The sequence below is a fragment of the Rhizobium sp. 25PS6 genome, from assembly GCF_032464655.1.
In the GTDB taxonomy this organism is placed as follows: Bacteria; Pseudomonadota; Alphaproteobacteria; order Rhizobiales; family Rhizobiaceae; genus Rhizobium; species Rhizobium laguerreae.
Map to the genome: position 1 here is coordinate 1 of NZ_JAWDIV010000038.1, position 26919 is coordinate 26919.

Consider the following 26919-nt stretch of genomic DNA (forward strand, 5'->3'; position numbering starts at 1 on the left):
GCATCTGCACTTCCTTGACGTCGGCGGCGTGGGCAGCACTGAGGCCAGCCATCATCACGACAGCAACAGCTGCCGAGCTCAAAAACTTGCGCATGAATTTCCTCCCATTGAAAATCGGCGGCAGGACCCTCCCCGCCGCCCGATGTTTCCCACCTTGCAGTGGGCAACACGCGGCCGCGCTCCTCCGCGCGGTTAACAATTTAAAGCGTTATAAGCCTTCTGTCGTCAAGTCCTTTCTCGACTCCCGAGAAAAATATGACTACTAGGACATCTGCTTGAATTTCATATGAATTTTTGGATTGCTAACGGAACCACGGCAACAATCCGGAGGCCGAGGATCTGCAGCTCCTGCTGTCACCGCAGATCAACTTTCCGGTCGGGTAGCCGCCCGGCTGTGATGGCCGAGATTTTAAAACTGTTTGCATGGCGCGTGATTTGTCCTAGAAGCACCGCGTAATCCGGTCGCAGCCCACCCGGTCAAAACAAGGGATCCAAAATATGAAAACCATCGTCGTCTGCTCCGGCGGACTGGACTCCGTTACGCTTGCCCACAAGGTAGCAGCGGAAAAACAGCTTATCGGTCTCGTCTCCTTCGACTACGGCCAACGGCATCGCAAGGAACTCGAATTCGCCGCCAGCTGTGCCGCTCGGCTCTCCGTTCCCCATCATATCATCGACATCGCCGGCATCGGCGGTCATCTCAGCGGATCGGCCCTGACCGACAATGTCGAGGTTCCGGATGGCCACTACGCCGAGGAGACCATGAAGGCCACCGTGGTGCCCAACCGCAACGCCATCATGCTGGCAATCGCGTTCGGCTTGGCTGCCGCGCAAAAAGCAGATGCCGTTGCCGTCGCCGTGCATGGCGGCGACCACTTCATCTACCCGGACTGCCGACCGGGCTTCATCGATGCTTTCCAGCGCATGCAGAACGAAGCGCTGGAAGGTTATGCCAGCGTGAAACTGCTTGCACCCTATGTCGATGTTTCCAAAGCAGCGATCGTGGTTGACGGCGAAAAACACGGCACGCCGTTTTCGGAGACCTGGTCCTGCTACAAAGGCGGCGAGCTCCACTGTGGGCGCTGTGGAACCTGTGTGGAACGCCGTGAAGCTTTCCATCTTGCCGGTGTCCGCGATCCCACGGAGTACGAAGACCAGGATTTCTGGAAAGCGGCCGTGTCGCGATACTCGGCCATGGAGGTGCGTTGATGTACCGCATCACCAAGGAGTTTCATCTCTCCGCCTCCCATCAATTGGATCACCTGCCGGCCGACCATCAATGCGCTCGGCTTCACGGTCACAACTACATCGTCGTCGTCGAGTTGGTTGCGGAAAGCCTGAATGACGACGGCTTCGTTCGTGACTATCACGACCTCTCGCCGCTCAAGCGCTATATCGACGAAACTTTCGATCATCGTCACCTGAACGACGTCTTCGGTCATTCGAAAGTCACCTCCGAATTCCTGGCAAGGCACTTCTACGACTGGTGCAAGCAGCGCTTCCCGGAGACATCGTCCGTTCGCGTCAGCGAGACGCCGAAAACCTGGGCGGAGTACAGGCCGTGAGTGGCGGAACCATTCGCGTCAGCGAGATCTTTGGCCCGACCATACAGGGTGAAGGCGCCTTGATCGGGCTGCCGACGGTATTCGTCAGGACAGGTGGCTGTGACTATCGGTGCTCCTGGTGCGACAGCCTTCACGCGGTCGATAGTGTGTTCCGGGATCAGTGGATTCCCATGTCGGTCGAGACCATCTGGCAGGAGGTTATGAAACTCTCCGGAGGCAAGCCACTGACGGTTTCCCTTTCCGGAGGCAATCCGGCGATCCAGCCCTTAAGGCCACTGATCGAACTCGGCCATTCGCAAGGATATCGCTTTGCACTGGAGACACAGGGAAGCATAGCCCAGGGCTGGTTTCGCGATCTCGACACCCTGGTCATCAGCCCTAAGCCGCCATCAAGCGGAATGCTGACGGATTGGGATCAGGTCGATAACTGCCTTCAACTGGCCGCCGGCGGACCAGAGGTCGCATTGAAGATCGTCGTCTTCGACGATGCCGACTACGAATTCGCCCAACGGGCGGGTCAGCGCTATCCCCAAATTCCGTTGTTCCTTCAGCCGGGCAATCATACGCCGCCGCCGCTCGAAGACGACGATGCGCGGATCGATATCGACGGTGTGATGGATCGGATGCACTGGCTTGTCGAAAGGGTGACGGCCGACCAATGGTTTGAAGTTCGCGTACTGCCGCAATTGCACGTGCTACTCTGGGGAAACAAACGAGGGGTATGAGTCCGCCTGAAGTTATGCAGCAACACGCTCCGGAAAGGCGAAAACATCGACGGGCTCTCCAAGCCCGCGCAGCGGGAAGGTGCCGAGGCTGTCCATGTCTTGCGCGCAGCCCGCCATTTCGACGAAGGCTCGTGACAGGAGCACCGGACGTTTGACCTCCTTGGTCAGGCTTTCCAGCCGCGAGGCGACATTGACCGCCGGGCCGATGACAGTGAAATCCAGCCGCCGGCGCGAGCCGATATTGCCGTACATCACGTCGCCGACATGCACTCCGACGCCATACCGCAGCGGTTCGCGCCCCATGCGCACGTGCTGCTCATTCAGCTCAGTCATCGATGTCTGCCCTTCGCGGATCGCCTGCAGCAGATCGAGGCAGGCGGTTTCCTTGGCTAGTGGGAAGATCGCCAGCAATCCGTCGCCCATGAACTTCAGGATCTCTCCGCCATGCCGTTCGATCGGGTCGGACATGGCATCGAAATAGTCGTTGAGCAGATGGATGACATCGTCGCGCGGCCAGAGATCGGAGATTGCGGTAAAGTCGCGCAGGTCGCAGATCATGATCGCCGCGCCGACGGTCGCGCCGCTGCCGCGCGTCGTGACGCCCGACAGGATCTGTTCGCTCGCATGCGGTCCCACATAGGTCTGCAGCAGCGTGCGCGCCATGATGTTCTTCAGCCGGATTTCGCTGACGAGAGTTAATGCCGGCAGCAGGTCGCGCAGGAAATCGACATGCTCGCTGGTAAAACCGCCCGGCCGGTTGGTCGAAAATGTCACGACATGCCGCTTGCCGAAAGTATGCTCGAGGGGCCAGGCGATATACTCCATAAGGCCGTCACCGCGCAATTCCTGATAGAATGAACCCTCGTCGCCATCGGTTGTGTCTTCCAGCTGTTTGCGCACCTCCTCCGAACCCTGATGGATGGCGTTGACGGGACTGTTCAGAAACTCCGGCGTGTTTTCGATACCATAGGCAAATGTGTCGATCTTCGCCTCCGCCAGGCCTTCTTTCCAGAGAATGCGGGCTCCGACCCATTGCGGATGGTTCGTCCTGAAATGCAATGTCGCCCGCGCCACCGGCACCCCTGCCGCCAGCAGCTTCTCGCACATGTCCACCAGGATATTGTCGATGAACCGCTCGCCGCGCGTCTCGTTCACCAGCCAGTCGAGAATCCGTCTTCTGCGGATCGGCCAGACGCCTTCGCCCGCTTCGACGGCAGTCCCGGCCTTGTTCAAAAAAGACGACATCAAAAACTCCCGCTACGCCACATCATCGGCGAGGACCAAATTTAGTTTCCGCTGAATGTGGGCGATCCGAGAGCAAATGATAAGAGGCAGACGGCGATCAAGCCTCAGAAATCCCAGTCATCGTCCTCGGTCGCCACCGCCTTGCCGATGACATAGGAGGAACCGGAGCCGGAGAAGAAGTCGTGGTTCTCGTCGGCATTCGGCGAAAGCGCCGACAGGATCGCCGGATTGACCTTGCACGCCTCACCCGGGAACAGCGCCTCATAGCCGAGGTTCATCAGCGCCTTATTGGCGTTGTAATGCAGGAATTTCTTGACGTCCTCGGTCAACCCGACGCCGTCATAGAGCGCTTCGGTATATTTCGCCTCGTTGTCGTAGAGTTCGAGCAGCAGCTCGAAGGCGAAATCCTTGATCTCCTGCTTCCGCTCGTCGCCGAGCCGTTCCAGCCCGCGCTGGAACTTGTAGCCGATATAATAGCCGTGCACCGCCTCATCGCGGATGATCAGTCGGATCATGTCGGCCGTATTGGTCAGCTTGGCGCGGCTCGACCAGTACATCGGCAGGTAGAAGCCGGAATAGAACAGGAAGCTTTCGAGGAAGACGCTCGCAACCTTCTTCTTCAACGGATCGCCGGAGCGATACTGCTCCATGATCACCGCCGATTTCCGCTGCAAGAATTCGTTCTCCTCCGACCAGCGATAGGCATCGTCGACATCGGGCGTCGAGCACAGCGTCGAGAAAATCGAGGAATAGGAGCGTGCATGCACCGCCTCCATGAAGGAGACGTTGGAAAGCACCGCCTCCTCATGCGGCGTCGCCGCATCCTCCATCAGCCGGATGGAACCGACGCCGTTCTGGATCGTGTCGAGCAGCGTCAATCCGGTGAAGACACGGATGGTCAGCTGCTGCTCGGCCGCCGTCAGCGTTGCCCAGGAGGGAATGTCGTTGGAAAGCGGCACCTTTTCCGGCAGCCAGAAATTGCCGGTGAGCCGGTTCCAAACTTCGAGATCCTTCTCGTCCTCGATGCGGTTCCAGTTGACGGCGCGCACATGGGTGACCGGCTTTACGGCGATGTTCATGGTGATTATGTCCTTCCAATAGATTTGATGGCGCTCGGAGCCCCCTCACCCTACCCTCTCCCCGAGGGGAGAGGGGATGTCGCGCTTGCCGCAGATGTCTTCTCCCCATCGGGGAGAAGGTGCCGGCAGGCGGATGAGGGGCCAATTGCTCAAAGGCTCGCGGCCGAAATCAACTCACAGCGTACAAGACACGCAGCCCTGCACCTCGGTGCCGGACAGCGCCATCTGGCGAAGGCGGATGTAGTAGATCGTCTTGATGCCCTTCTTCCAGGCATGGATCTGCGCCTTGTTGATGTCGCGCGTCGTTGCCGTGTCGCGGAAGAACAAGGTCAGCGACAGGCCTTGGTCGACATGCTGGGTCGCCGCCGCATAGGTGTCGATGATCTTCTCCGGCCCGATCTCGTAGGCATCTTGATAATAGTCGAGATTGTCGTTGGTCATGAACGGCGCCGGATAATAGACGCGGCCGATCTTGCCTTCCTTGCGGATCTCGATCTTCGAGACGATCGGATGGATCGAGGAGGTCGAGTGGTTGATATAGGAGATCGAGCCTGTCGGCGGCACCGCCTGCAGGTTCTGGTTATAGAGACCGGAGGCCATCACCGCCTTCTTCAACGCGGCCCAGTCTTCCTGCGTCGGAATATGGATGCCTGACGTCTCGAACAGCGCCTTCACGGTCTCCGTCGCCGGCTCCCAGAGCCGGTCTGTATATTTGTCGAAATATTCGCCGGAGGCATATTTCGAATCCTCGAAGCCCTTGAAGCTCTGGCGCCGCTCGACCGCCAAAAGGTTCGAGGCACGGATCGCGTGATAGGTCACCGTATAGAAATAGATATTGGTGAAGTCGACGCCTTCCTCGGAGCCGTAGAAGATGCGTTCGCGGGCGAGATAACCGTGCAGGTTCATCTGACCGAGGCCGATCGCATGGCTCTCGTCATTGCCCTTCTCGATCGAAGGCACCGAGGAGATGTGGCTCATGTCGGAAACGGCCGTCAGCGCCCGGATCGAGGTCTCGATCGTCTTGCCGAAATCGGCCGAATCCATCGCTGCCGCAATGTTCAGCGAGCCGAGATTACAGGAAATATCCTTGCCGAGATGTTTGTAGGAAAGGTCGTCATGATATTCGCTGGCCTCGCTCACCTGCAGGATTTCCGAGCAGAGATTGCTCATCGAGATGCGCCCGGCGATCGGGTTCGCCCGGTTCACCGTGTCCTCGAACATGATGTAGGGGTAGCCGCTCTCGAATTGGATTTCGGCAAGCACCTGGAAGAATTCGCGTGCCTTGATCTTCTTCTTGGAGATGCGGGCATCATCAGCCATTTCGCGGTACTTCTCCGTCACCGAGATCTCGGTGAAGGGCACGCCATAAACACGCTCCACGTCACAGGGCGAGAACAGGTACATGTCCTCGTTATTCCTCGCGAGTTCGAAGGTGATGTCGGGCACAACGACACCGAGCGACAGCGTCTTGATGCGGATCTTCTCGTCGGCATTTTCGCGCTTGGTGTCGAGGAAGCGCATGATGTCGGGGTGATGAGCATTGAGATAGACGGCGCCCGCGCCCTGGCGCGCACCGAGCTGGTTGGCATAGGAGAAGCTGTCTTCGAGCAATTTCATTACTGGGATGATACCAGAGGACTGGTTCTCGATATGCTTGATCGGCGCGCCCGCCTCGCGGATGTTCGTCAGCGACAGCGCCACGCCGCCGCCTCGCTTCGACAATTGCAGCGCCGAATTGATCGACCGGCCGATCGATTCCATATTGTCCTCGACGCGTAGCAGGAAGCAGGAAACCAGTTCGCCGCGCTGCTTCTTGCCGGCATTGAGGAAGGTCGGCGTCGCCGGCTGGAAGCGGCCGGAAATGATCTCGTCGACCATGTCGCGGGCAAGGGCCTCGTCGCCGCGCGCAAGCGCCAGCGCCACCATGCAGATGCGGTCCTCATAGCGCTCGAGATAGCGCTTTCCGTCGAAGGTCTTCAGCGTATAGCTGGTGTAGTATTTGAAGGCGCCGAGGAAGGTCGGGAAACGGAACTTCTTGGCATAGGCCTGGTCGAACAGATCCCGCACGAAATTGAAGGAATACTGGTCGAGAACCTCCTGCTCGTAATAGCCCTCGGTCACGAGGTAATCGAGCTTTTCGCGGAGATTGTGAAAGAACACCGTGTTCTGGTTCACATGCTGCAGGAAATATTGCTTGGCAGCCATTCGATCCTTGTCGAGCTGGATCCGCCCCTCGTCGTCATAGAGGTTCAGCATCGCATTCAGCGCGTGGTAGTCGAGCGCTTCCGCCACTTTCAAAGGGCGTTCGCCGGCGGGATGAGCCAATGTGTGATGCGGTTTTGCGCCCGCATCCCGCGTCAGATTTGTTCCCGTGTCCAAAATCGTTCCATTCCGTGTTTGACCTTGGCGACATCGTCTTCGGTGCCCATGAGCTCGAACCTGTAGAGGTAAGGCACCTGGCATTTCTGCGAGACCACGTCGCCGGCGAGCCCATAGGTCTCGCCGAAATTGCTGTTGCCCGCAGCGATCACGCCGCGGATGTGTCCTCGGTTTTCCGCATCGTTGAGGAAACGGATCACCTGCTTGGGAACGGCACCCTTGCCGCCGTCGCCGCTATAGGTCGGCACAACAAGCACGAAGGGTTCGCGAATTTGGAACGCGTCTGCGCCAATTGGCGGAATGCGCGCCGCGCGCAGTCCGAGCTTGGCGACGAACCGATGGGTGTTCTCGGATCGGCTGGAATAATAGACGATCAGGCCCATTGCTTGTCCTCAGGTCAGGAGAGCGCACTGATCATGTCGGGGCGGAAGCCCGCCCAATGCTGCTCCCCGGCGATGACCACAGGCGCCTGCATGTAGCCGAGGCTGCGGACGCGATCGAGCGCTTCGGCATCCTCAGAGATATCGACGATGTCATAATCGACACCCAGGCGGTCCAGAGCGCGGTAGGTGGCAGTGCACTGGACGCAGGCAGGCTTGCTGTAGACGGTAATGGTCATGATATTCCTCGTGACGACGTGATTGGGCGCAGGACATCGATCGGAAATCTGTCGATAGCCGTCGAAAAATTCTCTGATGATTTGAGCGATGCGGCTGTTTAGCCGCTGGGCATACTCCGCCCTCTACCTAGCACGGGTGGCGGCCTGAACTGAGATACTGACATGACTTCACCCCGAAGTGGCTTATGCGGAGGCTCGGCCTGCGAAACGCGATGCGGAGATTCCCCGCAGCCATGCAACGCGACCTTCCGGACACCCCGCCCGTGGACGTTTCGTTCGAGGCAGGTCTCCTGGCTCACGGGTCAAAGCACCCTGTCCCAGCCTTCCCGGAGCATCATGCTCCAGTGACCTGAAATCGGACAGTTGCTCGCCGCTTACAGTTGCGGGGGCAGCTCCGGCATTGCCGCGCCATGATGGCGAAACGCACCGAATTCCCGTCTTAGCCATCGATCCCTACGAATCGATGGAACCTCGAACACTAGATATAGTACGCCAATCCAAATTCGCGTCAACGGATGGTTTGTGCATTGCGTTACGACAGGTTTGAAATCGCTACGTTCCTGTGAAAAACATGGCTAACGAAAGCTTAAGGAAAGCGGGCTGTGGAGAAAGCCCCGACGAAGAGAGCCGACCTATGGCCGGTCCCGCGATTTTCGATTCAAGATCGGGCCCGAATCGTCGATAGGATATCCCCCCGGTGACGAACGCCGGAGGGAGGAAGTCAGGAATGTTATATCTTTATCCGAAGCAGCCGCAGCGCATTGATCGTCACCAGCACGGTGGCGCCGGTATCGGCGAGGATCGCCGGCCAGAGCCCGGTGATCCCTATGATCGTCGTCACCAGAAACACCGCCTTCAGCCCGAGTGCGATGGTGATATTCTGCAGGATGTTGCGCATCGTGCGTTTGGAAAGTTCGATCATCTGCGCCACGTCGCCGACGCGCCCGTGCAGCACGGCGGCATCCGCCGTCTCCAGCGCCACATCCGCGCCGCCGCCCATGGCGATGCCGATATCGGCCGCGGCCAGTGCCGGAGCATCGTTGATGCCGTCGCCGACCTTGGCGACGACGAAGCCCTGGCGCTTCAATTCGCCGACGACCCGCTGCTTGTCCTCAGGCATCATCTCGCCGCGCCAGTCGATGCCGAGCATGCCGGCAACGGCTGCTGCCGTGCGCTTGTTGTCGCCCGTCAACATCATCGCCTTGACGCCGGCTGATTTGAGGGCAGCGAGCCCGGCCTCGGCATCCTCGCGCGGCTCGTCGCGCATGGCGATCAGGCCGGCCGCAACACCGTTGACGAGCAGCACCGACACGCTCTTGCCCTCGTCGTTCAGCGCCATGATGCATGCATCCTGTTCCGCGCTGAGCGTCCCGCGCTCGCGGGCGGCAGGCGGCGATAGCAGATCCAACGTCTCGCCACCGACCTTGCCGCTGACACCCTTACCCGGCAGCGCTTCCAGCTCGAAGGCCGGCGGCACGGGAACGCCGTCCACCTTGGCGCGATTGCGGATCGCCAGCGCCAACGGATGGCTGGAACCCTGCTCCAACACCGCCGCGCGCGACAGCACCTGCGCCTCGGTCGGGCCAAAGGAAATGATGTCAGTCACCTGAGGCTTGCCTTCAGTCAGCGTGCCTGTTTTGTCGAAGGCGACCATCGTCACCTTGCCGAGCGTTTCCAGCACCGCGCCGCCCTTCATCAACAGCCCGCGCCGCGCACCTGCCGAAAGCGAGGCGGCGATCGCCGCCGGCGTCGAGATGACGAGCGCGCAGGGGCAGCCGATCAAAAGGATTGCAAGGCCCTTATAGACCCATTCGCCCCACGGCCCGGCGAACAGCATCGGCGGAACGACCGCGACGAGCGCTGCGACCACGACCACGCCGGGCGTGTAATAGCGCGAAAACCGATCGATGAAGCGTTCGGTCGGCGCCTTCGATTCCTGTGCCTCCTCCACCAGCTTGACGACGCGGGCGATGGTGTTGTCGGCCGCGGCCGCCGTGACGCGAACCCTCAGCACCGCATCGCCATTGACCGTGCCGGCAAAAACGACCGCATCGACGCCCTTGCGCACCGGCGTGCTCTCGCCCGTCACCGGCGCCTCGTCGATCGCACTCTCGCCTGAGATGATGATGCCGTCCGCAGAGATACGGTCGCCAGGGCGAACCATGATGATGGCGCCAACGGCAAGGCTTTCTGCCGGCACTTCCCGCGTCTGCCCATTGTCTTCGAGCAGCGCATTCTTCGGCACCAGACCCGTCAGCGACTGGATGCTTTCGCGCGCCTTGCCCGCCGCCACCCCTTCCAGCAGCTCGCCGACGAGGAACAGGAATACAACGGTTGCCGCCTCTTCGCCGGCATTGATGATAACGGCGCCGACCGCGGCGATCGTCATCAGCATCTCGATCGAGAACGGTGTACCCGAGAAGGCGGCCATGATGGCGCGCCGCGCGATCGGCACCAGCCCGATCAGCATGGCGACGATGAAGGCATAGGACGCAATCGCCGGCACGAGATGGCCGACGGCATAGGCGGCAACCAGTGCCGCACCCGAAAGGATGGTCAGCCGGCCCTTCCTGCTCTGCCACCAGGGACCGGCCATCAGCGCATGGTCGTGCCCGTGCAACCCTTCGATTTCCTTCTCGCCATGATCGTGAACATGGCTATGGCCTGCATGATCGTGGTCATGGTCCGCGTGATAGCCGTGATCATGTCCATGGTCGTGACGATGCTGCGAGCCGCGTTCATGCGCTGGCGCGGCGGTTCCGGCAAGCGGCGCGACGGAATAACCGAGCCCCGTCACCTTCTTCTCGATCACCTTGAGATCGCTGCTGCCATCGTGCCGGACGGTCATCGTGCCCGCCATCACCGAGACGGAAACATCGGCGACACCCGTCACGCGTCTGACCGCCGTATCGATCTTGGTTGCGCAGGCCGCGCAATCCATGCCGCCAACCCGGTATCGTGTCTCGCTCTCAGCCATCATCCGCTTCCTTGTCAAACAGAAGCATCTCTCCTACATCCTCTAGCGACTAGAGGTGCAAGAGGAAAATCATGAAAAAGATCACCATTGGTGAAGCTGCTCGCCAAAGCGGCGTCAAGGTGCCGACGGTGCGTTATTATGAAAGCATCGGCCTGCTCGCGGCCCCGAGCCGCAGCGAGAGCAACCAGCGCTCCTTCGAGCCTGCCGATATCAGCCGTCTCGCCTTCATCCGCCATGCCCGCGAGCTCGGTTTCGAGATCGAGGCGATCCGCACGTTGCTCACTCTGCAGGATGATCCGCACCAGTCCTGCGCCTCGGCCGACGCCATCGCCAAGGCCCGCCTCATCGAGGTCGAGCAGCGCATCCGCAGCCTGATGGCGCTGAAGGCCGAGCTGGAAACCATGGTGGAAGGCTGCGGCCACGGCCGCGTCGACCAATGCCGCGTCATCGAGGTGCTCGCCGACCACGGCCAGTGCACACATCCGCACCACTGACCGCTGCCCTTGCAGGCGGTCCGCGCCCGCGCCAAAACTGAATGCAGACAGAATCGGGCGAAGACATCAATGAACCAGAAGCGGATTGCGATCATCGGCGGCGGCCCGGCGGGTCTCGCGGCTGCCGAACTGCTGTCCCGTTCCGGTCACGCGGTAACGGTCTACGACGCCATGCCGACCTTCGCCCGCAAGTTCTTGCTTGCCGGCAAGTCGGGTCTCAACATCACCCATTCCGAGGATTACACCCGTTTCACCACACGCTTCGGCGCGGCTTCCGCCCGTCTACGCCCCGCTCTTGATGCCTTTACCCCTGATGATATCAGGGATTGGGCAGCAGGGCTCGGGACCGAGACTTTCGTCGGCTCGTCCGGCCGGGTGTTCCCCAAGGTGATGAAGGCCTCACCTTTGTTGCGCGCCTGGCTCAAGCGGCTGGAGGCGCAGGGCACTGCGCTGCGCACCCGCCACCGCTGGACCGGTTTTGCCGAAGATGGTTATGCTTTCGAAACACCCGAAGGGCGCAGCATCGTCCATTGCGACGCAGCCCTGTTGGCGCTCGGCGGTGCCAGCTGGCCGCGCCTCGGCTCCGACGCCGCCTGGGTGCCTTGGCTGGCCGGAAGGGGTGGTGTGGAAATTGACACTTTTCAACCCGCCAATTGCGGCTTCGTCGTCGGATGGAGCGGGAACTTCAGCGAGCGTTTCGCCGGCGAGCCGGTGAAATCAGTCACCGCAACATCCGAGGCCGGCACATTTCCCGGCGAATTCGTCATCACCGGAAGCGGCATCGAGGGCAGCCTGATCTATGCGCACACCGCTAGCCTCCGCGACCGGCTGCTGAACCACGGAAGCGCTGCCCTGACGCTCGACCTCGCACCCGGCCGCACCATCGAGAGGCTGAGCCGCGACCTTGCCCGGCAGGACGCCAAATCGAGCTTTTCAAACCGCCTGCGCAAGGGCGCCGGCCTCGACGGCGTCAAGGCGGCGCTGCTGCGCGAACTCGCTCCCGAGCGCGACCGAACCGATCCGGAGCGTCTCGCCGGCATGATCAAGGCTCTGCCGGTGCCGGTGATCGAAACCCGGCCGATCGGCGAGGCGATCTCCTCGGCCGGCGGCATCCGCTGGAGCGGCATCGACGATAGCTACATGTTGAAGGCGCTGCCCGGCACCTTCGTCGCCGGTGAGATGCTTGACTGGGAAGCGCCGACCGGCGGCTATCTCCTCACCGCCTGCCTGGCGACCGGCCGGGCGGCAGCACGCGGCATCGAAGCCTGGTTGCAGCGCTAGAGCGCTGGCGGCCGCCAGCCCTGAGGCAAAACAACAAGATCATCCCTCAATCAGGCAGAGACCGGACGGAATGTCATGGCGAGACCATTCATGCAGTAGCGAAGCCCGGTTGGCTTCGGGCCGTCATCGAAGACATGGCCGAGATGCCCACCGCAGCGGCTGCAGTGCACGGCGTTACGCACCATGCCGAGAGTCGTGTCGCTCGTGGTGCCGACGGCTTTTTCGAGCGCCGCCCAGAAGCTCGGCCAGCCGGTGCCGCTGTCGAATTTGGTGGTCGAGGAAAAGAGGTCCTGGTCGCAGCCGGCGCAGGCGAAATTGCCCTTTCGCTCCTCATGCAGCAAGGCACTGGTGAAGGGATGTTCCGTCCCCGCCTGGCGCAGGACGACATATTGATCCGGCGTCAGTAGCTTGCGCCATTCCTCCTCGGTGTGGGTCACCGCAAACGTCTCGGTGGCGATCGCCTTGCCGGCCAGGCCCAGGTGAACCGCAAACGCCCCAAAAGCGGCGCCCATCAGCAACAATCGTCTATTCAGCATGGTCGGATCTCCTCGTCTGGCAAACCTTGCTTCCGTACAGAACTACGAGCGCGAGGGTCTTTTGTTACGCCATGGCCGCCAAAACACCGAAATGTGATTTCCGCCACTTTCGTCAGGAAGCCCCGCATGCTGACAACCGCCAGTGCCAGCCGATTGCAAACCAGCCGCTTTTCCATCAGAATGTGCTGAAGTTCGGTGGGAGGAGCCGATGCACGAACACTCAGCACACGCCGAGCACGTCTACACGTCTGCCCAGCGCGATTCTGCGGCGGCCAGTTCTCCTGTGGTTGCCTCATGGCGGCGGTGCATGACCATGCACCAGCTCGCCCCCGAGGACCAGCGGGCTCCACTGCGCCTCACCGACCAGGAATTCCGCCGTGCGCGCGAGCAGTCCGAACAGCTGATCGCCAGCGCGACGGAAGAGCTCGATCGTCTCTTTACCACCGTTGGCCGGGCCGGCTGCTGCCTGCTTCTGACCGACAAGAACGGCATCGCGCTGGAGCGCCGGGGCGCTGCCGGAGACGACAAGGAATTCCGCGAGCTCGGCCTGTGGACCGGCTCGGTCTGGACCGAGGCCAGCATCGGCACCAACGGCATCGGCACCGCACTTGCCGACGAGCGTGCCGTCGCCATTTTCCGCGATCAGCATTTTTTCTGCTCGAACACCAGCCTCAGCTGCACGACGGCGCCGATCCGCGATCACCGTGGCCGGCTGGCCGCGGCGCTGGACATCTCCACCTGCCGCGAAGACGTCAACGAAATGACGCTGGCGATCCTGACGCAGACCGTGCGCGATGCAGCGATGCGCATCGAGCTCAACCTGTTCCGCTCCGCCTTTACAGGCGCCCGTTTCCTGATGGTTCCGGCCGGCGCCAATTCCGCCGCCGCCCTGCTTGCCGTCGACAGGCACGATCTCGTGCTCGGCGCAACGCGCGCCGCCCGCATCGCGTTGCAGCTGGACGATAAACGCATCGCCGCCGGCATTCCTGCCGCCGATGCCCTGCACGAGGCCGGCGTCTCCCAGCAGGACGAGATCGTCGAGGCGGAAAAAGCGGCCCTGCTTCGGGCGCTGTCGCGTGCAAGCGGCAATGTCTCGCAGGCGGCGATCGCCCTCGGCATCAGCCGCGCCACGCTGCACAGGAAGATGAAAAAGCTCGACCTCCACTGATCAAGGTTCGCCGCCCGCAATCGTGAAGCGATGCTGTCGCAGGTCTGCGACACTGTGCACTGCGGTATGGAAGACCCACCCTATTCCCTCCGCCAAAATATGCACATTTTCCTCCCACTGGTTTCGCTTGGGAACCTGGATCATCAAGGGAGGATGACATGCTTCATCAGAAAATCGTCGAGTCGCCGTTCAAGCTGAAATACGGCAACTATATCGGCGGCGAATGGCGCGAGCCGGTCGAGGGAAAATACTTCGAAAACCTGACGCCCGTCACCGGCGGCAAACTCTGCGACATTCCTCGCTCCAATGAAAAGGACATCAATCTCGCGCTCGACGCCGCCCATGCGGCGAAGGAAAAATGGGGCCGCACCTCCGCTGCCGAGCGCTCCAATATCCTCATGAAGATCGCCCAGCGCATGGAAGACAAGCTGGAATTGCTCGCCCAGGCCGAGACCTGGGACAACGGCAAGCCGATCCGCGAAACCATGGCGGCCGACATTCCGCTGGCGATCGACCACTTCCGCTACTTCGCCTCCTGCATTCGTGCCCAGGAAGGTTCGATCGGCGAGATCGACCACGATACCGTGGCCTATCACTTCCATGAGCCGCTCGGCGTCGTCGGCCAGATCATTCCGTGGAACTTCCCGATCCTGATGGCCACCTGGAAGCTGGCACCTGCGCTTGCCGCCGGGAACTGCGTGGTGCTGAAGCCCGCCGAGCAGACACCGGCCTCGATCCTGCTCTGGGCCGAACTCGTCGGCGATCTCCTGCCACCCGGCGTGCTCAACATCGTCAACGGTTTCGGCCTCGAAGCCGGCAAGCCGCTGGCGACCAGCCAGCGCGTCGCCAAGATCGCCTTCACCGGCGAGACGACGACAGGCCGGTTGATCATGCAATATGCCAGCCAGAACCTTATTCCGGTGACGCTGGAGCTCGGCGGCAAATCGCCGAACATCTTCTTCGCCGATGTGATGGCCGAAGACGACGACTTCCTCGATAAGGCGCTCGAAGGTTTTGCGATGTTTGCCCTCAACCAGGGCGAAGTCTGCACCTGCCCGAGCCGCGCCCTAGTCCAGGAATCGATCTACGACCGCTTCATGGAAAAGGCCGTCAAACGCGTCGAAGCGATCAAGCAGGGCAACCCGCTCGACACCGCGACGATGATCGGCGCCCAGGCCTCGACGGAGCAGCTGGAAAAGATCCTCGCCTACCTCGATATCGGCAAGCAGGAAGGCGCGGAAGTGCTGACCGGCGGCTCGCGCAACGATCTCGGCGGCGAGTTGGCGAACGGCTATTACGTCAAGCCGACGATCTTCAAGGGTCACAACAAGATGCGTGTGTTCCAGGAAGAAATCTTCGGACCGGTGGTTTCGGTCACGACCTTCAAGAACGAGAAGGAAGCGCTCGAAATCGCCAACGACACGCTCTATGGTCTCGGCGCCGGTGTCTGGAGCCGCGACGCCAATCGCTGCTACCGTTTCGGCCGCGAGATTCAGGCCGGCCGCGTGTGGACCAACTGCTACCACGCCTACCCGGCCCATGCCGCCTTCGGCGGCTACAAGCAGTCGGGCATCGGCCGTGAAACCCACAAGATGATGCTCGACCACTACCAGCAGACCAAGAACATGCTGGTGAGCTACAGCCCGAAGGCACTCGGCTTCTTCTGAGAAGCTTTCGCATGGCGGGAGGGTCTCAATCCCCTCCCCAACCCGTCCCCACAAGGGGGAGGGCTTAACGTGCGGCGCTCGCCGTATTCACAGTTGAGCGCAGCATATGCAGCCGGCTTGTTGTCTTGCGAGACGGCGCCACAGCTTAGCCCCTCCCCCTTGTGGGGAGGGGTTGGGGAGGGGAATTCTCCTCTCGAAACTTTGGAGAAGAGTGATGGAAACCACCGTCAACGGCGAAGCGCGTGTTCTCGCAACCGACGCAGCTCTCGATCTGATCGCAGAAATCAAGCGGGATCATCCCGATATCCTCTTCCACCAGTCCGGCGGCTGCTGCGACGGCTCCTCGCCCATGTGTTATCCGGCTAACGAATTCATGGTCGGCGACAGCGACGTCAAGCTCGGCGAGATCGGCGGCGTGCCGGTCTATATTAGCGCTAGCCAGTTCGAGGCGTGGAAGCATACGCAGCTGATCATCGACGTCGTGCCGGGACGCGGCGGCATGTTCTCGCTCGACAATGGCCGCGAGAAACGCTTCCTGACCCGCTCCCGCCTCTTCGGCGGCGGCGAGGCTTGCACGGTGCCTGATGTGAAGGTCAGGGCGATCTGATGCCGTCGCCTTATCGCGTGCGAATTTCGCCTGTAGTATTCCCATAGTACCTGCTCTCCGCTGCTCTTTGCTACTCTCCGCCAGTTGGTTTCAAAGGGAGGAAACGATGCCAGCCTCAAAGATCCTGATGATCACGGGTGATTTCACCGAAGATTACGAAACGATGGTGCCGTTCCAGACACTGCTCGCCTGCGGCTACATGGTCGATGCCGTCTGCCCCGGCAAGAAGGCCGGCGACACCGTCGCCACCGCCATCCACGATTTCGATGGCGACCAGACCTATTCCGAAAAACGTGGCCATAATTTCGCGCTGAACGCCACTTTCGACAGCGTGCGCGCCGAAGATTACGATGCCCTCGTCATCCCCGGCGGCCGTGCGCCCGAATACCTGCGCCTCAACGCCGACGTCATCAAAGCCGTGCGGCACTTCTTCGACGCCGGAAAACCCGTTGCCGCCATCTGCCACGGCGCGCAACTGCTTGCCGCTGCCGGTGTGTTGAAGGGCCGAACCTGCTCGGCCTATCCCGCCTGTCGGCCGGAAGTCGAACTTGCCGGCGGCATCTATGCCGACATATCAATCAACGATGCAGTCTCGGACGGCAATCTGGTCACGGCGCCCGCCTGGCCGGCGCATCCGTCCTGGCTGCGCCAGTTCATGGCCGTGCTCGATGCCGCGGCCCTGCTCGAAACCAACGCCGCCTGAGAAGGGCGGCACGGGGGAGGACGATATGTGTGAACTGTTTATCAAGGCGGATGCTCGGCTCTGGGAAAGCGCTACCCGATCGCTGCGCATCGACGGCATGGTCACCAGCGTCAGACTGGAGAATTTCTTTTGGGCGAAGCTCGAGGAGATCGCCCGGCGCGACGGCATGAATGTCGTCCAGCTGATCACCCGGCTGCATCATGAATCGATCGATGCCGGCCACGATCTCGGCAACTTCACGTCCTTCCTGCGGGTCTGCTGCGCCCGTTATCTCGACCTGCAGCTCACCGGCGACATCCCGGCCGATGTCACCCGTATGATCTCAGGCCTCGACGCGCCTGTCATCCTCGACCGCGAACGCGCGAAATATCACTGAAATCACGTCCGACAGACGATCAAAGACGAACGGCCCGCAGATAGCTCCGCGGGCCGTTTCGCAAACATCTGACCTGTGTTGGGCGGCGGGCTTGCACTACCGCGCAGCCTGGATCAACAATGCGCCGCACCGTCGAGCGCGGGCACCGCCAGGAGATCGATTGCCATGAAAGACCAGAAAGCCGTGATCGTCACGGGAGCCGGCGGCAACCTCGGCAGCGCCGTTGTCCGCGAGCTTGCCAACGCCGGCGCGAAACTCGTCTGCATGAACCGTTCGAGCCATGAGCTGGAAGCCTTGGCCGCCGATCTTCCTGCCTCCACGGAGTTTCTGTCGATCGCGGGAACGGATCTCACTGATTATGCCTCCTGCGCCGCCGCTGTCGCCCGGGCCGGCAAGCGCTTTGGCGGCGTCAGCGCATTGGTCAATACCGTCGGCGGTTTCCAGATGGGACCGGTCGGGCCGGAGGCGCCCGCGCAGTGGGAGACGATGATGACCGCAAACGCCCGCACTGCGCTGACAATCAGCGCCGCGGTTCTCCCGACCATGAAGGCGGCAGGCTACGGCCGCATCGTTCATGTCGCCGCCGCGCCCGGCCTGAAGGCCGGCGCCAAGCAGGCCGCTTACGCCGCCTCGAAAGCCGCCGTCATCCGGCTGACCGAGGCGATCGCTGCCGAATGCCGCGACGACCGCATCACCGCCAACTGCATCCTGCCCGGGACAATCGACACGCCTGAGAACCGCGCGGCCATGCCTGATGCGAAGACGGACGGCTGGGTATCGCCGCAATCGATCGCCCGCCTCATCGCCTTCCTGATTTCGCCGGCCGCAGCCGTCGTCACCGGCGCGGCAATCCCGGCGACCGGCCGCGAATAACCCAAGGCGCGGCGTGATCGACCGTCGGCGACTGCTCCCTTGTCGAGATCCGTGGGTGATGAACGACAGAGCCCTACAAGTTTTAATCAGTGATTTACGATCTGACTTGAGCTTCGGTTCGCCTTGAGGCAGCGTCGTCTGTGCCTGCTCATGGGACAGGCAAAAGAACAGCGGACGGACACCATGGTGTTGATGATCGCATTGCGGCGGCACTTGCCAGAAGGCGGATGGTTTCGATGACGGAGGGTCCGGCATTGCGCGCCGTCGGCGCAACCAGCCTGGTGCGCGAGGAATGGTTCCTGGGCGTCAGCATCGTGACGAGCTTAGCGTTTCTTGCCTTCCAGCAGCAGCTCTTCGGTCGGCTTGCCGATCCGCTATGGTTCACTGTCGTTTTCGTCTGGCTGTTTGCCGTCGTCCTCGGCTCCGCACTGTCGGTCGTGCGCCACGCGGATCATTTGGCTGAGCGGCTGAAGGAGCCCTACGGCACGCTTATTCTGACGCTTGCCATCACCTCGATCGAGGTGATGGCAATATCAGCCGTCATGCTTCACGGCGAGAACAATCCCACGCTCGCGCGCGACACGCTGTTCGCAGTCGTCATGATCATCCTGAACGGCATGGTCGGCCTGTCCTTGCTGCTGGGCGCATGGCGGCGACCGGAACAGCAGCATAACCTGCAGGGCGCCAACGCCTATCTCGGGGTCATCGTGCCGCTGGCGACCCTGAGCCTGGTGATGCCGACATTTCTTGCAGGCCCGGACGGACAGCATCCATCCGCACCGAGACAACTGATACTCGGTATAATATCGGTCGGTCTTTACGCTACGTTTCTGTTTCTTCAGGCCGGCCGCCATCGGGGCTATTTCACCGACGACAGCAATCGTCACGAGCATCATGGTGAACATGCTCCTCCCCGCGGGCCGGTCTGGCCCCATGCCATTCTGCTTTTCGCCTATATGGCTCCCGTCGTCTTTCTCGTCGAACAGCTTGCCCGGCCGATCGATTACATTATCGAAACCCTGCATGCCCCAACCGCATTTGGCGGTGTTGTCATGGCTATCCTTGTCGCGACGCCCGAGGCAATCAGCGCCGTGCGTGCGTCCATCGCCAACAATCTTCAGCGTTCCGTCAACATCTTCCTTGGTTCGGTGCTGTCAACGATCGGGCTGACGGTGCCGGCAATGCTTGTCATCAGCCGTCTTTACGGGCACCCGGTGAAGCTGGGCCTCGAACATGGAGATCTGGTGATGCTCCTGCTCACTCTGGCCGTCAGCATCATCACCTTTGCCAGCGGCCGCACGCATCTCATGCAAGGTGCGGTCCATCTGGTGCTTTTCCTGGCTTACGTGCTGCTCATTTTCCAGCAATGAAATCCGTCCGATTACGGCCGCACAAGATCTGGAAGTTAAGAGTTCCGCGCTTGGTCCGTCTTCCGCTATGATGACGGGAGCTATTGCACAGCTTGCAGGGTGGCTGCAGGACTTACGTGGCGATACGGAGGCCGGACTTGGGCTCACTGTTGGTTGGCGGGCTTGTATTTGTTTTTCTGTCGATGGCAACATCGATAGGATTGGTGGTGCGCGGCCGTTTGCCGGATCACCATCTCAATGCAGAATCCAAGGACGTCATCAGGCTGGCGACCGCGGTGGTGGGAACGCTGTCGGCTCTGACGCTCGGCCTTCTGATTGCATCCGCCAAGTCGTCCTATGACAATGCCGAAGTGGAGATGAGAACGGCCGCGGCACGGGTACTCCTGCTTGACCGCGTGATGGCGCAATACGGGCCGGAAACCGACAAAGCGCGTCAATTGCTGCGTGAACTCATAGAGAGACGGCTGAGCCGCGGCTGGACTGCCGAGACCACCGACGAAACATTCGGCAATGCGCCGGGGGAATATCAGGATATCGAGGCGGTTCAGGCCGTCCTTCGATCCCTGTTGCCGAGGGGTGCCGTGCAGCACTCTCTCCAAGCGCGTGCTGTTGAGGTGAGCGGCATGATGGCCGAGGCCCACTGGCTGCTGGTCGAATCCGGAGAAGAGGGTCTGCCATGGGCCTTTGTCACCGTTCTCGTCTGTTGGCTCTCGCTGCTCTTTGCGACCTTCGGGCTGCAGGCGCCGGCCAATCTGACGGTGCTGTCAATTCTGCTCGTCTGCGCCCTATCCGTCGCCGGCGCCATCTTCCTGGTTTCGGACATGGCGAACCCATATCTCGGGCTGATCCGCGTTTCGGACGCACCATTACAATCTGCCATCGAACGGCTCGGGAAACCGTAGCCGCGTCATGACATCCATCGAGGATGAGCTCACAGTTTAATTGTGCCCCAGCAGCTATTGCAATTTTTAGCAATGCCGCGACATAATATCGCATGCCCGGAACTTTTCGGAGAGGGGTCGTCTCCACCGAGGCATGCATGAAGACTACAGCGCCGCGCGTCTTTTTCAGACGCGCAAATGACGCTGTATGCCTTTGAAAGAGCTCGTAAACATCGGGGCGGCGGCAATGCGTGTGAGATTGTATCAGGGTCTGCACCTGTCTGTGGTGCTCGCCGGCATGGCAATTCTCGCTGGCTGTGAGGAAAGCGGCAATACTTACGTCGCCCCTCCTCCACCTCCGGTTCGGGTCGCCCAGCCGATCCAGCAACCGGTGACGCTCTATTTTGAACTCACCGGCAATACGGCGCCGCTCAACTCAGTTGATATCGAGGCGCGCGTCCAAGGCTACGTCCAATCGATCGACTACCAGGACGGCATGACGGTGATGAAGGGCACCAAGCTCTTCGGAATTGAGCGCAACACCTATCAGGCGCAACTGGATCAGGCGAAGGCATCCCTCGCCTCGCAACATGCGTCTCAGGTCGGCGCACAGCAGGAATACGACCGGCAGCTCAATCTATCGAAGCAACAGGTCACAACGCAGACCGCGGTCGACAGCGCCAAGGCGACGCTCGACGAGGCGAATGCGTCCATCCTCAATGCCCAGGCCAATCTCGATCTCGCGACGATCAACCTCGGATATACGGAGGTGTTTGCCCCCTTCGACGGCACAGTCACCGATCACCTCGTCGATATCGGCGCTCTTGTCGGCGTATCCGGTCCCACCAAACTCGCCAGCATCGTTCAGACAGATCCGCTTTATGCCTATTTCAGCGTCAGCGAAACCCAGGTGCTGATGATCAAGGAACACCTGGCAAAGCGGGGGCACACCTTCAAGCAGACAGACCTTCCAACCATTCCGGCGGAGCTCGGTCTGCAGACGGAAGAAGGTTACCCCCACAAGGGACATCTCGACTACGTCTCCCCGCAGCTCGACGCCTCCACAGGCACGCTTCAGGTGCGCGCCCTGTTCGACAACAAGGACCATGCCATGTTGCCCGGCCTCTTCGTGCGCGTCCGGGTGCCGGTCGGCCACAACGACAAGGCTCTGCTGGTGCGCGACGACGCCATCGGAACGAACCAGCTGGGCAGCTACCTGCTCGTTCTCGGCAAGGACGACGTCGTCGAGCAGAAGCAAGTCAAGACCGGCCAGCGCGAAGGTGCGCTCCGTGTCATCGATTCCGGCCTCGATCCGGCCGACTGGATCGTGACGCAGGGTATCCAGCAGGCCATCCCCGGCAGCAAGGTCACGCCCGACAAGATCGAAATGAATCCGCCGGCAGCTGCCGCCGGCGATGCCAAGGCCAAGACCACCACGCAATGAATTCGTCGCCATGCTTCATCTGAACGTCTGAGGGCACCAGCATGATCTCGCGTTTCTTCATCGAGCGACCGATACTCGCCAATGTTCTGGCGTTGGTTTTCGTGCTCATCGGTGCGGTCGCCCTGTTCCAGCTGCCCGTGGCGCAATATCCGAACGTCGTTCCGCCGACGGTGCAGGTGACGACGCGCTTCCCGGGCGCCAGCGCACAGAACCTCGTCGATACCGTCGCGCTGCCGATCGAGCAGCAGGTCAACGGCGTGCAGGACATGCTCTACATGCAGTCGACGAGCGCCAGCGACGGCACTTATTCGCTGACCGTCACCTTTGCCATCGGAACGGATCCGGACCAGGCCCAGGTTCTGGTGCAAAATCGCGTTGCCATTGCGATGTCATCGCTTCCCGAAGCGGTGCAGCTTCAGGGTGTGACGACGCAAAAGAAGTCGACGGCGATCCTCGGCTTCGTCAGCCTGACCTCGCCCGATAGCCGCTATGACAGCCTTTTCCTGTCGAACTACGCCGTCATCAATCTGCAGAATGAACTCGCTCGCCTGCCGGGTGTCGGCAACGTCACCGTTTTCGGTGCCGGCCAATATGCCATGCGCATCTGGATGGATCCGAACCTGCTGCAGGCACGCGGCCTGACGCCGCAGGATGTGGTCAGCGTCGTGCAGCAGCAGAGCCAGGAGGTTGCCGCCGGCCAGATCGGCATTCCGCCGGTGCCGAAGGGGCAGGTCTTCCAATACACGCTGAACGTCAATGGCCGATTGAACGAGGCGGCCGACTACGAAAACATCGTCGTCAAGGTCGAGAGCGGACAGGGCGGCCGCGTCACCCGCATCCGCGATATCGGCCGCGTCGAACTCGGCGCCCAGACCTACAGTCAGTCCTTCATGCAGAACGGCCGGCCGGCAGCCGGTATCGGCATTTTTCAGCTGCCGGAGGCGAATGCCATTGCAGTGGCGCAGGCGGTGAATACGAAAATGCAGGAGCTCTCGAAGAGCTTCCCGCCGGGCCTCGAATATCACGTGCCGTTCGACACGACGAAATTCGTCGACGCTTCCATCGACGAAGTTTACGTCACCTTGATCGAGGCGGGCGTTCTCGTTCTCATCGTCATTCTCGTTTTCCTGCAGGATTGGCGGGCGATGCTCGTGCCGGCGACCACAGTTCCGGTCACCATCATCGGCGCCTTCGCTGCCATGGCGGCACTGGGCTTCACCGTCAACCTGTCGACGCTGTTTGCCATCGTTCTCGCCATCGGCATCGTCGTCGATGATGCCATTGTCATCGTCGAAGGTGTCGCCCGACACATCGAGGCGGGCATGTCCGGCCGAAAGGCGGCCGAAAAGGCGATGGAGGAACTGCTCGGCCCGGTCATCGGCATCACGCTTGTGCTGATGGCAGTTTTCATTCCGGCCGCCTTCCTACCCGGCTTGACCGGGCAGCTCTATCGGCAGTTCGCCCTCGTCATTGCCGCCACGGCGCTGATCAGCGCCATCAATGCCGTCACGCTGAAACCGACGCAATGCGCCCTTTGGCTACGCCCGCCGGTCCCGCCCGAGAAACGCAACATCTTCTATCGCGGCTTCAACAGGGTCTATGACAGGGGTGAACGCAGCTATGCCGGGCTGATCGGATCGATGACCCGCCACAGCGGCATCATGGTCATAGCAGCACTTGCGCTGATCGGTGTCGCCGTCTGGGGGCTCGCCCGTCTGCCGACTGCGTTTCTGCCCATCGAGGATCAAGGCTATGTGCTGATCAGTGCACAGCTGCCCGACGGCGCATCGAAGGAGCGCACCGACGCGGTGATGGAAGAGGTCGGCAGGATCGCCGAAGCCACACCTGGTGTCGATCAGGTGCTGACCATCAGCGGCGTCTCCGTTCTCGACAACAATGCCAGCCTGCAGAATGCCGGCGTCGCCTATGTCGTGCTGAAGGACTGGGACGAGCGCGGCAAGGAAAAGGGGCAGGATCTGCTGTCGATCTACCAGCATTTGAACGGCGCGCTGCAAAGCGTGCTCGCCGCCAAGACGCTGGTGGTGGTACCGCCTCCGATCCAGGGCGTCGGCAATGCCAGCGGCTTCACCATGCAGGTCGAGATCAGGAACGGCATTTCCGACTACCCGCTGCTGCAATCGCTTGCCGACACAATCGTCAAGAACGGCAGTGCCCAATCGTCGCTGCAAAGGCTGAGCACGCCTTTTCGCTCGAACGTGCCGCAACTTGCCGTTTCCGTCGATCGGATCAAGGCGGAGACAGTGGGAATTAAGGTGGGCCAGGTCTTCTCCGCTCTCTCCGGCTATGTCGGATCGAGCTATGTCACCCAGTTCAACAAATTTGGCCGTACCTTCCAGGTCTATGCGCAAGCCGCTTCCGACTTCCGGGTCAGCGCTGAAGACATCCGCAAGCTGAAGGTCAAAGCCGGTGACGGCACGATGGTGCCGCTCGGCACGGTCGTCGATGTCACCACGACACAAGGCCCCTCCCTGATCAGCCTCTACAATCTCTACCCGTCCGCAACGATCGTTGGCGGGCCTGCCGCCGGCTTCAGTTCCGGCCAGTCGCTCGACGTCATGGAGCAGATTGCCGATCAGACACTGCCGCCGGGCACAGGCTTCGAATGGACGGCGCTGTCCTATCAGGAGAAAGCCGTGGGCGGGCAGATCTATTTCATCTTCGCGCTTGCCATGCTCCTCGTCTATTTCGTGCTCGCGGGCCAGTATGAAAGCTGGATCTTGCCGCTGGCAGTCCTTCTCGCCGTGCCGCTCGCTCTCCTCGGCACGGTGGCAGCGCTTATGGCAGCCGGTGTCGCCAACAACCTCTATACGCAGATCGGCCTTATCCTGCTGATCGCGCTTGCATCGAAGAATGCCATCCTCATCGTCGAATATGCTAGGGAAAGGCGGGCGGAAGGCATGGAAATACTGGATGCGGCCGTCGAGGCCGCCCGCTTGCGTTTCCGGCCAATTCTGATGACGTCCTTCGCCTTTATCCTCGGCGTCCTGCCGCTCGTACTGGCGACCGGCGCCGGCGCATCCGCACGCAAATCGATCGGCATATCGGTCTTCAGCGGCATGATCGCCTCGACCTGCCTCGCCGTGCTCTTCGTACCCTCCTTCTACGTCGTGTTGCAGCGCCTCGAGGAATATTGGAAGGGACGCACAAAGACCGCAGGCCTCGCGGAGGCGAAGATGCCGAAGGTTCAGTAAGGCTGTTGTTGCGCAATCGCCTGCGGTTTCGCGCGGAGGCAGGTTTCTGTTGAGGTCTCTTCACAGCGCAAGTTTCGAACAGACGCTATAATCCCGAGGTCAGGACCCGGTGGCATGCAGGCGACACGCGTTGCAAATTGTCCCGCAGACAAGCCATAGCCCGCCCTCCGCCCAACGGCACCATGCGGCATAGGGCCTGAAAATCCGATCCGCAGGTTTCGCGCAGGATCATCAGTTCCTCGCGTGGCGAGAAGGCCGGCATCATCGCCCGAGGAGCAGGTGTGGTCGCAACCGTCGCCGCGGCACCGCCGCTGGCTGGGGTTGACCCGGCTGATGCTCCCCCCGCTGATCCTCCCAAGGCCGCAACGGCTTGCTGACACGGCGCCGACAGAGTGGCGTTGTGCTGCTGCAGGCAGCTGAGCGCCTCGGTGCCGCCCGGTGTGACGCCGGAGCATTGCGCCATGAAATCGCGTTGGCAGGCCGATTTGACGGCGTTGCGCTGCGCCTGCGTCGGCTGATGCGCCGGTGCGCCCGTCGCCGGTGCCGGACTGGTCGCCCCGGTGGTTGCTGGCGCAGCCGGAGCCGGTTCCGTGGATGTCGACTTAGGTTTGGAAATCGCCGACACCGCCTTCCGGCAACCGGCCGAAAGCGTGGCGCTATGCTGCTGCAGACAAGTGAGCGCCTCGATACCTCCCGGCGTCACTCCTGAACATTGCGCTATGAAATCGGAGCGGCATTCCGCCCTGATCGCATTGCGCTGCTCTTCAGTCGGCGCCTGCGCGGACGCGACACCGGCAAAGAGCACCACGACAAAGAGCGCTGGCAATACCGAGACTGTAAACGGAAGACGACACCTTGCATGCGGAGCCGTCAGTAAAGAAGACGCCAATTTTCGCATCTATTCACCCCCCATAAATCTCTGATCTACTTCATGAAATCGCATAGCCTTGCTGAATAGAATAACCAGCGCCCGCCATTTGGAGGGACGTTGCGTGCTGTTATGGAAATATTAAAATGCCGGCTCCACGTATATTAGAATATTATTGTTTTATCAACCATCTACTCGTGCCCCGAAAGCTGATCATAGGCCCATAGGACTTTCGCTTGCCGCAGTACCCCGACCAGGAAAGACGCCATGAACCGACCGGGCATGGCGTACACGAGCGTTGCCGGAACGCGGCTGAGTTTGCTGCAGCGGTTCCCAACGTCAAATCTCGCGTGGCCACACCATTTGGCAAAAACAGCAAAGCCCCGGCCGTTATACGGTCCGGGGCTTTGTAGTTTTCTGTCCCGCTGGGTCGGCTACGCCTTCTTGCGGGGGGCGTTAACCCCTCGACCCGTTACCAGATACGACAAAGCCCGCACGGGGCGGGTTTTTGAGTATGTGTATGTTGGAATTTGGTTGCGGGGGCAGGATTTGAACCTGCGGCCTTCAGGTTATGGTCCGCAGGACGACGAGCTACCATCGCCAGCGAAGATGAAGTCTTCGCGCCAGTGATATTGCTCATGAGTGTATCTGGTAGGATTTGGTTGCGGGGGCAGGATTTGAACCTGCGGCCTTCAGGTTATGAGCCTGACGAGCTACCGGGCTGCTCCACCCCGCGCCATGTGCAAATCCCAAAGGGATTTGTCGCGTCTGATTAAACCGCTTTGGCGGTTTACTCTTACTGCCCGAGCAAATTGCTTTTGCAATTTGTCTCGTGTTTTCCTGCTTATGC

General features: G+C 61.0%; 23 protein-coding genes, 1 tRNA gene and 1 riboswitch. Of the genes, 15 read left to right on the plus strand and 9 right to left on the minus strand.

The window, feature by feature from the left end; translation table 11 throughout:
* The first annotated feature begins 498 nt into the window (after positions 1-498).
* Genes queC through queE form a run of 3 tightly spaced genes read left to right on the plus strand, consistent with a single transcriptional unit; the run spans position 499 to position 2290 of the window.
* A complete protein-coding gene (queC, locus tag RWK44_RS34140) occupies positions 499-1209 on the plus strand; it encodes a 7-cyano-7-deazaguanine synthase QueC (RefSeq protein ID WP_316030117.1) in 711 nt (236 codons plus the stop codon).
* Complete coding sequence (gene queD, locus RWK44_RS34145; protein ID WP_316030118.1) at positions 1209-1565, plus strand: 6-carboxytetrahydropterin synthase QueD; 357 nt, start codon at positions 1209-1211, stop codon at positions 1563-1565. Before queC ends, queD begins: the two co-directional genes overlap by 1 nt.
* Complete coding sequence (gene queE, locus RWK44_RS34150; RefSeq protein WP_316030119.1) at positions 1562-2290, plus strand: 7-carboxy-7-deazaguanine synthase QueE; 729 nt, start codon at positions 1562-1564, stop codon at positions 2288-2290. The genes queD and queE overlap by 4 nt, the downstream gene beginning before the upstream one ends.
* Positions 2291-2302: 12 nt before the next feature.
* On the opposite strand, the gene RWK44_RS34155 is transcribed toward queE, so the two are convergent.
* From RWK44_RS34155 to RWK44_RS34180, 6 genes are all read right to left on the minus strand, one after another.
* Entirely contained in the window at positions 2303-3535 is a 1233-nt protein-coding gene (locus RWK44_RS34155) for an adenylate/guanylate cyclase domain-containing protein (protein ID WP_316030120.1), read from the minus strand.
* A gap of 104 nt (positions 3536-3639) precedes the next feature.
* Positions 3640-4614, minus strand: a complete 975-nt coding sequence (gene nrdF / locus RWK44_RS34160) for a class 1b ribonucleoside-diphosphate reductase subunit beta (protein ID WP_131666888.1) — start codon at positions 4612-4614, stop codon at positions 3640-3642.
* Positions 4615-4788: 174 nt separating this feature from the next.
* The gene (nrdE, locus tag RWK44_RS34165; RefSeq protein WP_316030121.1) at positions 4789-6993 is read right to left on the minus strand and encodes a class 1b ribonucleoside-diphosphate reductase subunit alpha; all 2205 of its coding nucleotides are present in this window, start codon (positions 6991-6993) and stop codon (positions 4789-4791) included.
* Positions 6972-7376, minus strand: a complete 405-nt coding sequence (gene nrdI, locus RWK44_RS34170) for a class Ib ribonucleoside-diphosphate reductase assembly flavoprotein NrdI (protein ID WP_077976448.1) — start codon at positions 7374-7376, stop codon at positions 6972-6974. Before nrdI ends, nrdE begins: the two co-directional genes overlap by 22 nt.
* Positions 7377-7390: 14 nt before the next feature.
* Positions 7391-7612, minus strand: coding sequence for a glutaredoxin-like protein NrdH (gene nrdH, locus RWK44_RS34175; RefSeq protein ID WP_017968025.1), 222 nt, complete (start codon positions 7610-7612; stop codon positions 7391-7393).
* Between the two features lie 263 nt (positions 7613-7875).
* Positions 7876-8101: riboswitch (cobalamin riboswitch) on the minus strand.
* 241 nt (positions 8102-8342) lie between these two features.
* Positions 8343-10589, minus strand: coding sequence for a heavy metal translocating P-type ATPase (locus RWK44_RS34180; RefSeq protein ID WP_316030122.1), 2247 nt, complete (start codon positions 10587-10589; stop codon positions 8343-8345).
* Between the two features lie 71 nt (positions 10590-10660).
* Between RWK44_RS34180 and RWK44_RS34185 the strand changes: the two genes are divergently transcribed.
* Together RWK44_RS34185 and RWK44_RS34190 are read left to right on the plus strand one after the other, a co-directional pair.
* A complete protein-coding gene (locus RWK44_RS34185; protein ID WP_168273294.1) occupies positions 10661-11083 on the plus strand; it encodes a MerR family transcriptional regulator in 423 nt (140 codons plus the stop codon).
* A gap of 69 nt (positions 11084-11152) precedes the next feature.
* Positions 11153-12364: a TIGR03862 family flavoprotein gene (locus tag RWK44_RS34190; RefSeq protein WP_316030123.1), complete on the plus strand. Its 1212-nt coding sequence runs from the start codon at positions 11153-11155 to the stop codon at positions 12362-12364.
* 50 nt (positions 12365-12414) lie between these two features.
* Here RWK44_RS34190 and msrB read toward each other — a convergent pair whose 3' ends face one another.
* Entirely contained in the window at positions 12415-12900 is a 486-nt protein-coding gene (gene msrB, locus RWK44_RS34195) for a peptide-methionine (R)-S-oxide reductase MsrB (RefSeq protein ID WP_316030124.1), read from the minus strand.
* A gap of 208 nt (positions 12901-13108) precedes the next feature.
* On the opposite strand from msrB, the gene RWK44_RS34200 reads away from it, so the two are divergent.
* The 10 genes from RWK44_RS34200 to RWK44_RS34245 all read left to right on the plus strand — a co-directional run bounded on the left by RWK44_RS34200 (position 13109) and on the right by RWK44_RS34245 (position 25201).
* Positions 13109-14068, plus strand: a complete 960-nt coding sequence (locus RWK44_RS34200) for a helix-turn-helix domain-containing protein (protein WP_221942285.1) — start codon at positions 13109-13111, stop codon at positions 14066-14068.
* A 158-nt stretch (positions 14069-14226) separates the two neighbouring features.
* A complete protein-coding gene (gene adh / locus RWK44_RS34205) occupies positions 14227-15735 on the plus strand; it encodes an aldehyde dehydrogenase (RefSeq protein WP_017968031.1) in 1509 nt (502 codons plus the stop codon).
* A gap of 214 nt (positions 15736-15949) precedes the next feature.
* Entirely contained in the window at positions 15950-16342 is a 393-nt protein-coding gene (locus tag RWK44_RS34210) for a DUF779 domain-containing protein (RefSeq protein WP_316030125.1), read from the plus strand.
* A gap of 106 nt (positions 16343-16448) precedes the next feature.
* Entirely contained in the window at positions 16449-17045 is a 597-nt protein-coding gene (locus RWK44_RS34215) for a DJ-1/PfpI family protein (protein ID WP_316030126.1), read from the plus strand.
* Positions 17046-17070: 25 nt separating this feature from the next.
* Positions 17071-17421 carry a ribbon-helix-helix domain-containing protein gene (locus RWK44_RS34220; RefSeq protein WP_316030127.1) on the plus strand — a complete coding sequence of 117 codons (351 nt, stop codon included), beginning with the start codon at positions 17071-17073 and terminating at the stop codon, positions 17419-17421.
* Positions 17422-17586: 165 nt separating this feature from the next.
* A complete protein-coding gene (locus RWK44_RS34225) occupies positions 17587-18294 on the plus strand; it encodes an SDR family NAD(P)-dependent oxidoreductase (protein WP_222377264.1) in 708 nt (235 codons plus the stop codon).
* Positions 18295-18530: 236 nt separating this feature from the next.
* Complete coding sequence (locus RWK44_RS34230; protein WP_316030128.1) at positions 18531-19664, plus strand: calcium:proton antiporter; 1134 nt, start codon at positions 18531-18533, stop codon at positions 19662-19664.
* 137 nt (positions 19665-19801) lie between these two features.
* Positions 19802-20566, plus strand: a complete 765-nt coding sequence (locus tag RWK44_RS34235; protein ID WP_131644665.1) for a DUF4239 domain-containing protein — start codon at positions 19802-19804, stop codon at positions 20564-20566.
* 226 nt (positions 20567-20792) lie between these two features.
* A complete protein-coding gene (locus RWK44_RS34240) occupies positions 20793-21989 on the plus strand; it encodes an efflux RND transporter periplasmic adaptor subunit (RefSeq protein WP_316030129.1) in 1197 nt (398 codons plus the stop codon).
* A 41-nt stretch (positions 21990-22030) separates the two neighbouring features.
* Positions 22031-25201, plus strand: coding sequence for an efflux RND transporter permease subunit (locus RWK44_RS34245; protein ID WP_316030130.1), 3171 nt, complete (start codon positions 22031-22033; stop codon positions 25199-25201).
* A gap of 85 nt (positions 25202-25286) precedes the next feature.
* On the opposite strand, the gene RWK44_RS34250 is transcribed toward RWK44_RS34245, so the two are convergent.
* On the minus strand, positions 25287-26099 hold the full coding sequence (locus RWK44_RS34250; protein ID WP_316030131.1) for a hypothetical protein: 813 nt from the start codon (positions 26097-26099) through the stop codon (positions 25287-25289).
* A 629-nt stretch (positions 26100-26728) separates the two neighbouring features.
* Positions 26729-26805 (minus strand) — tRNA-Met (locus tag RWK44_RS34255).
* Positions 26806-26919 lie beyond the last annotated feature (114 nt).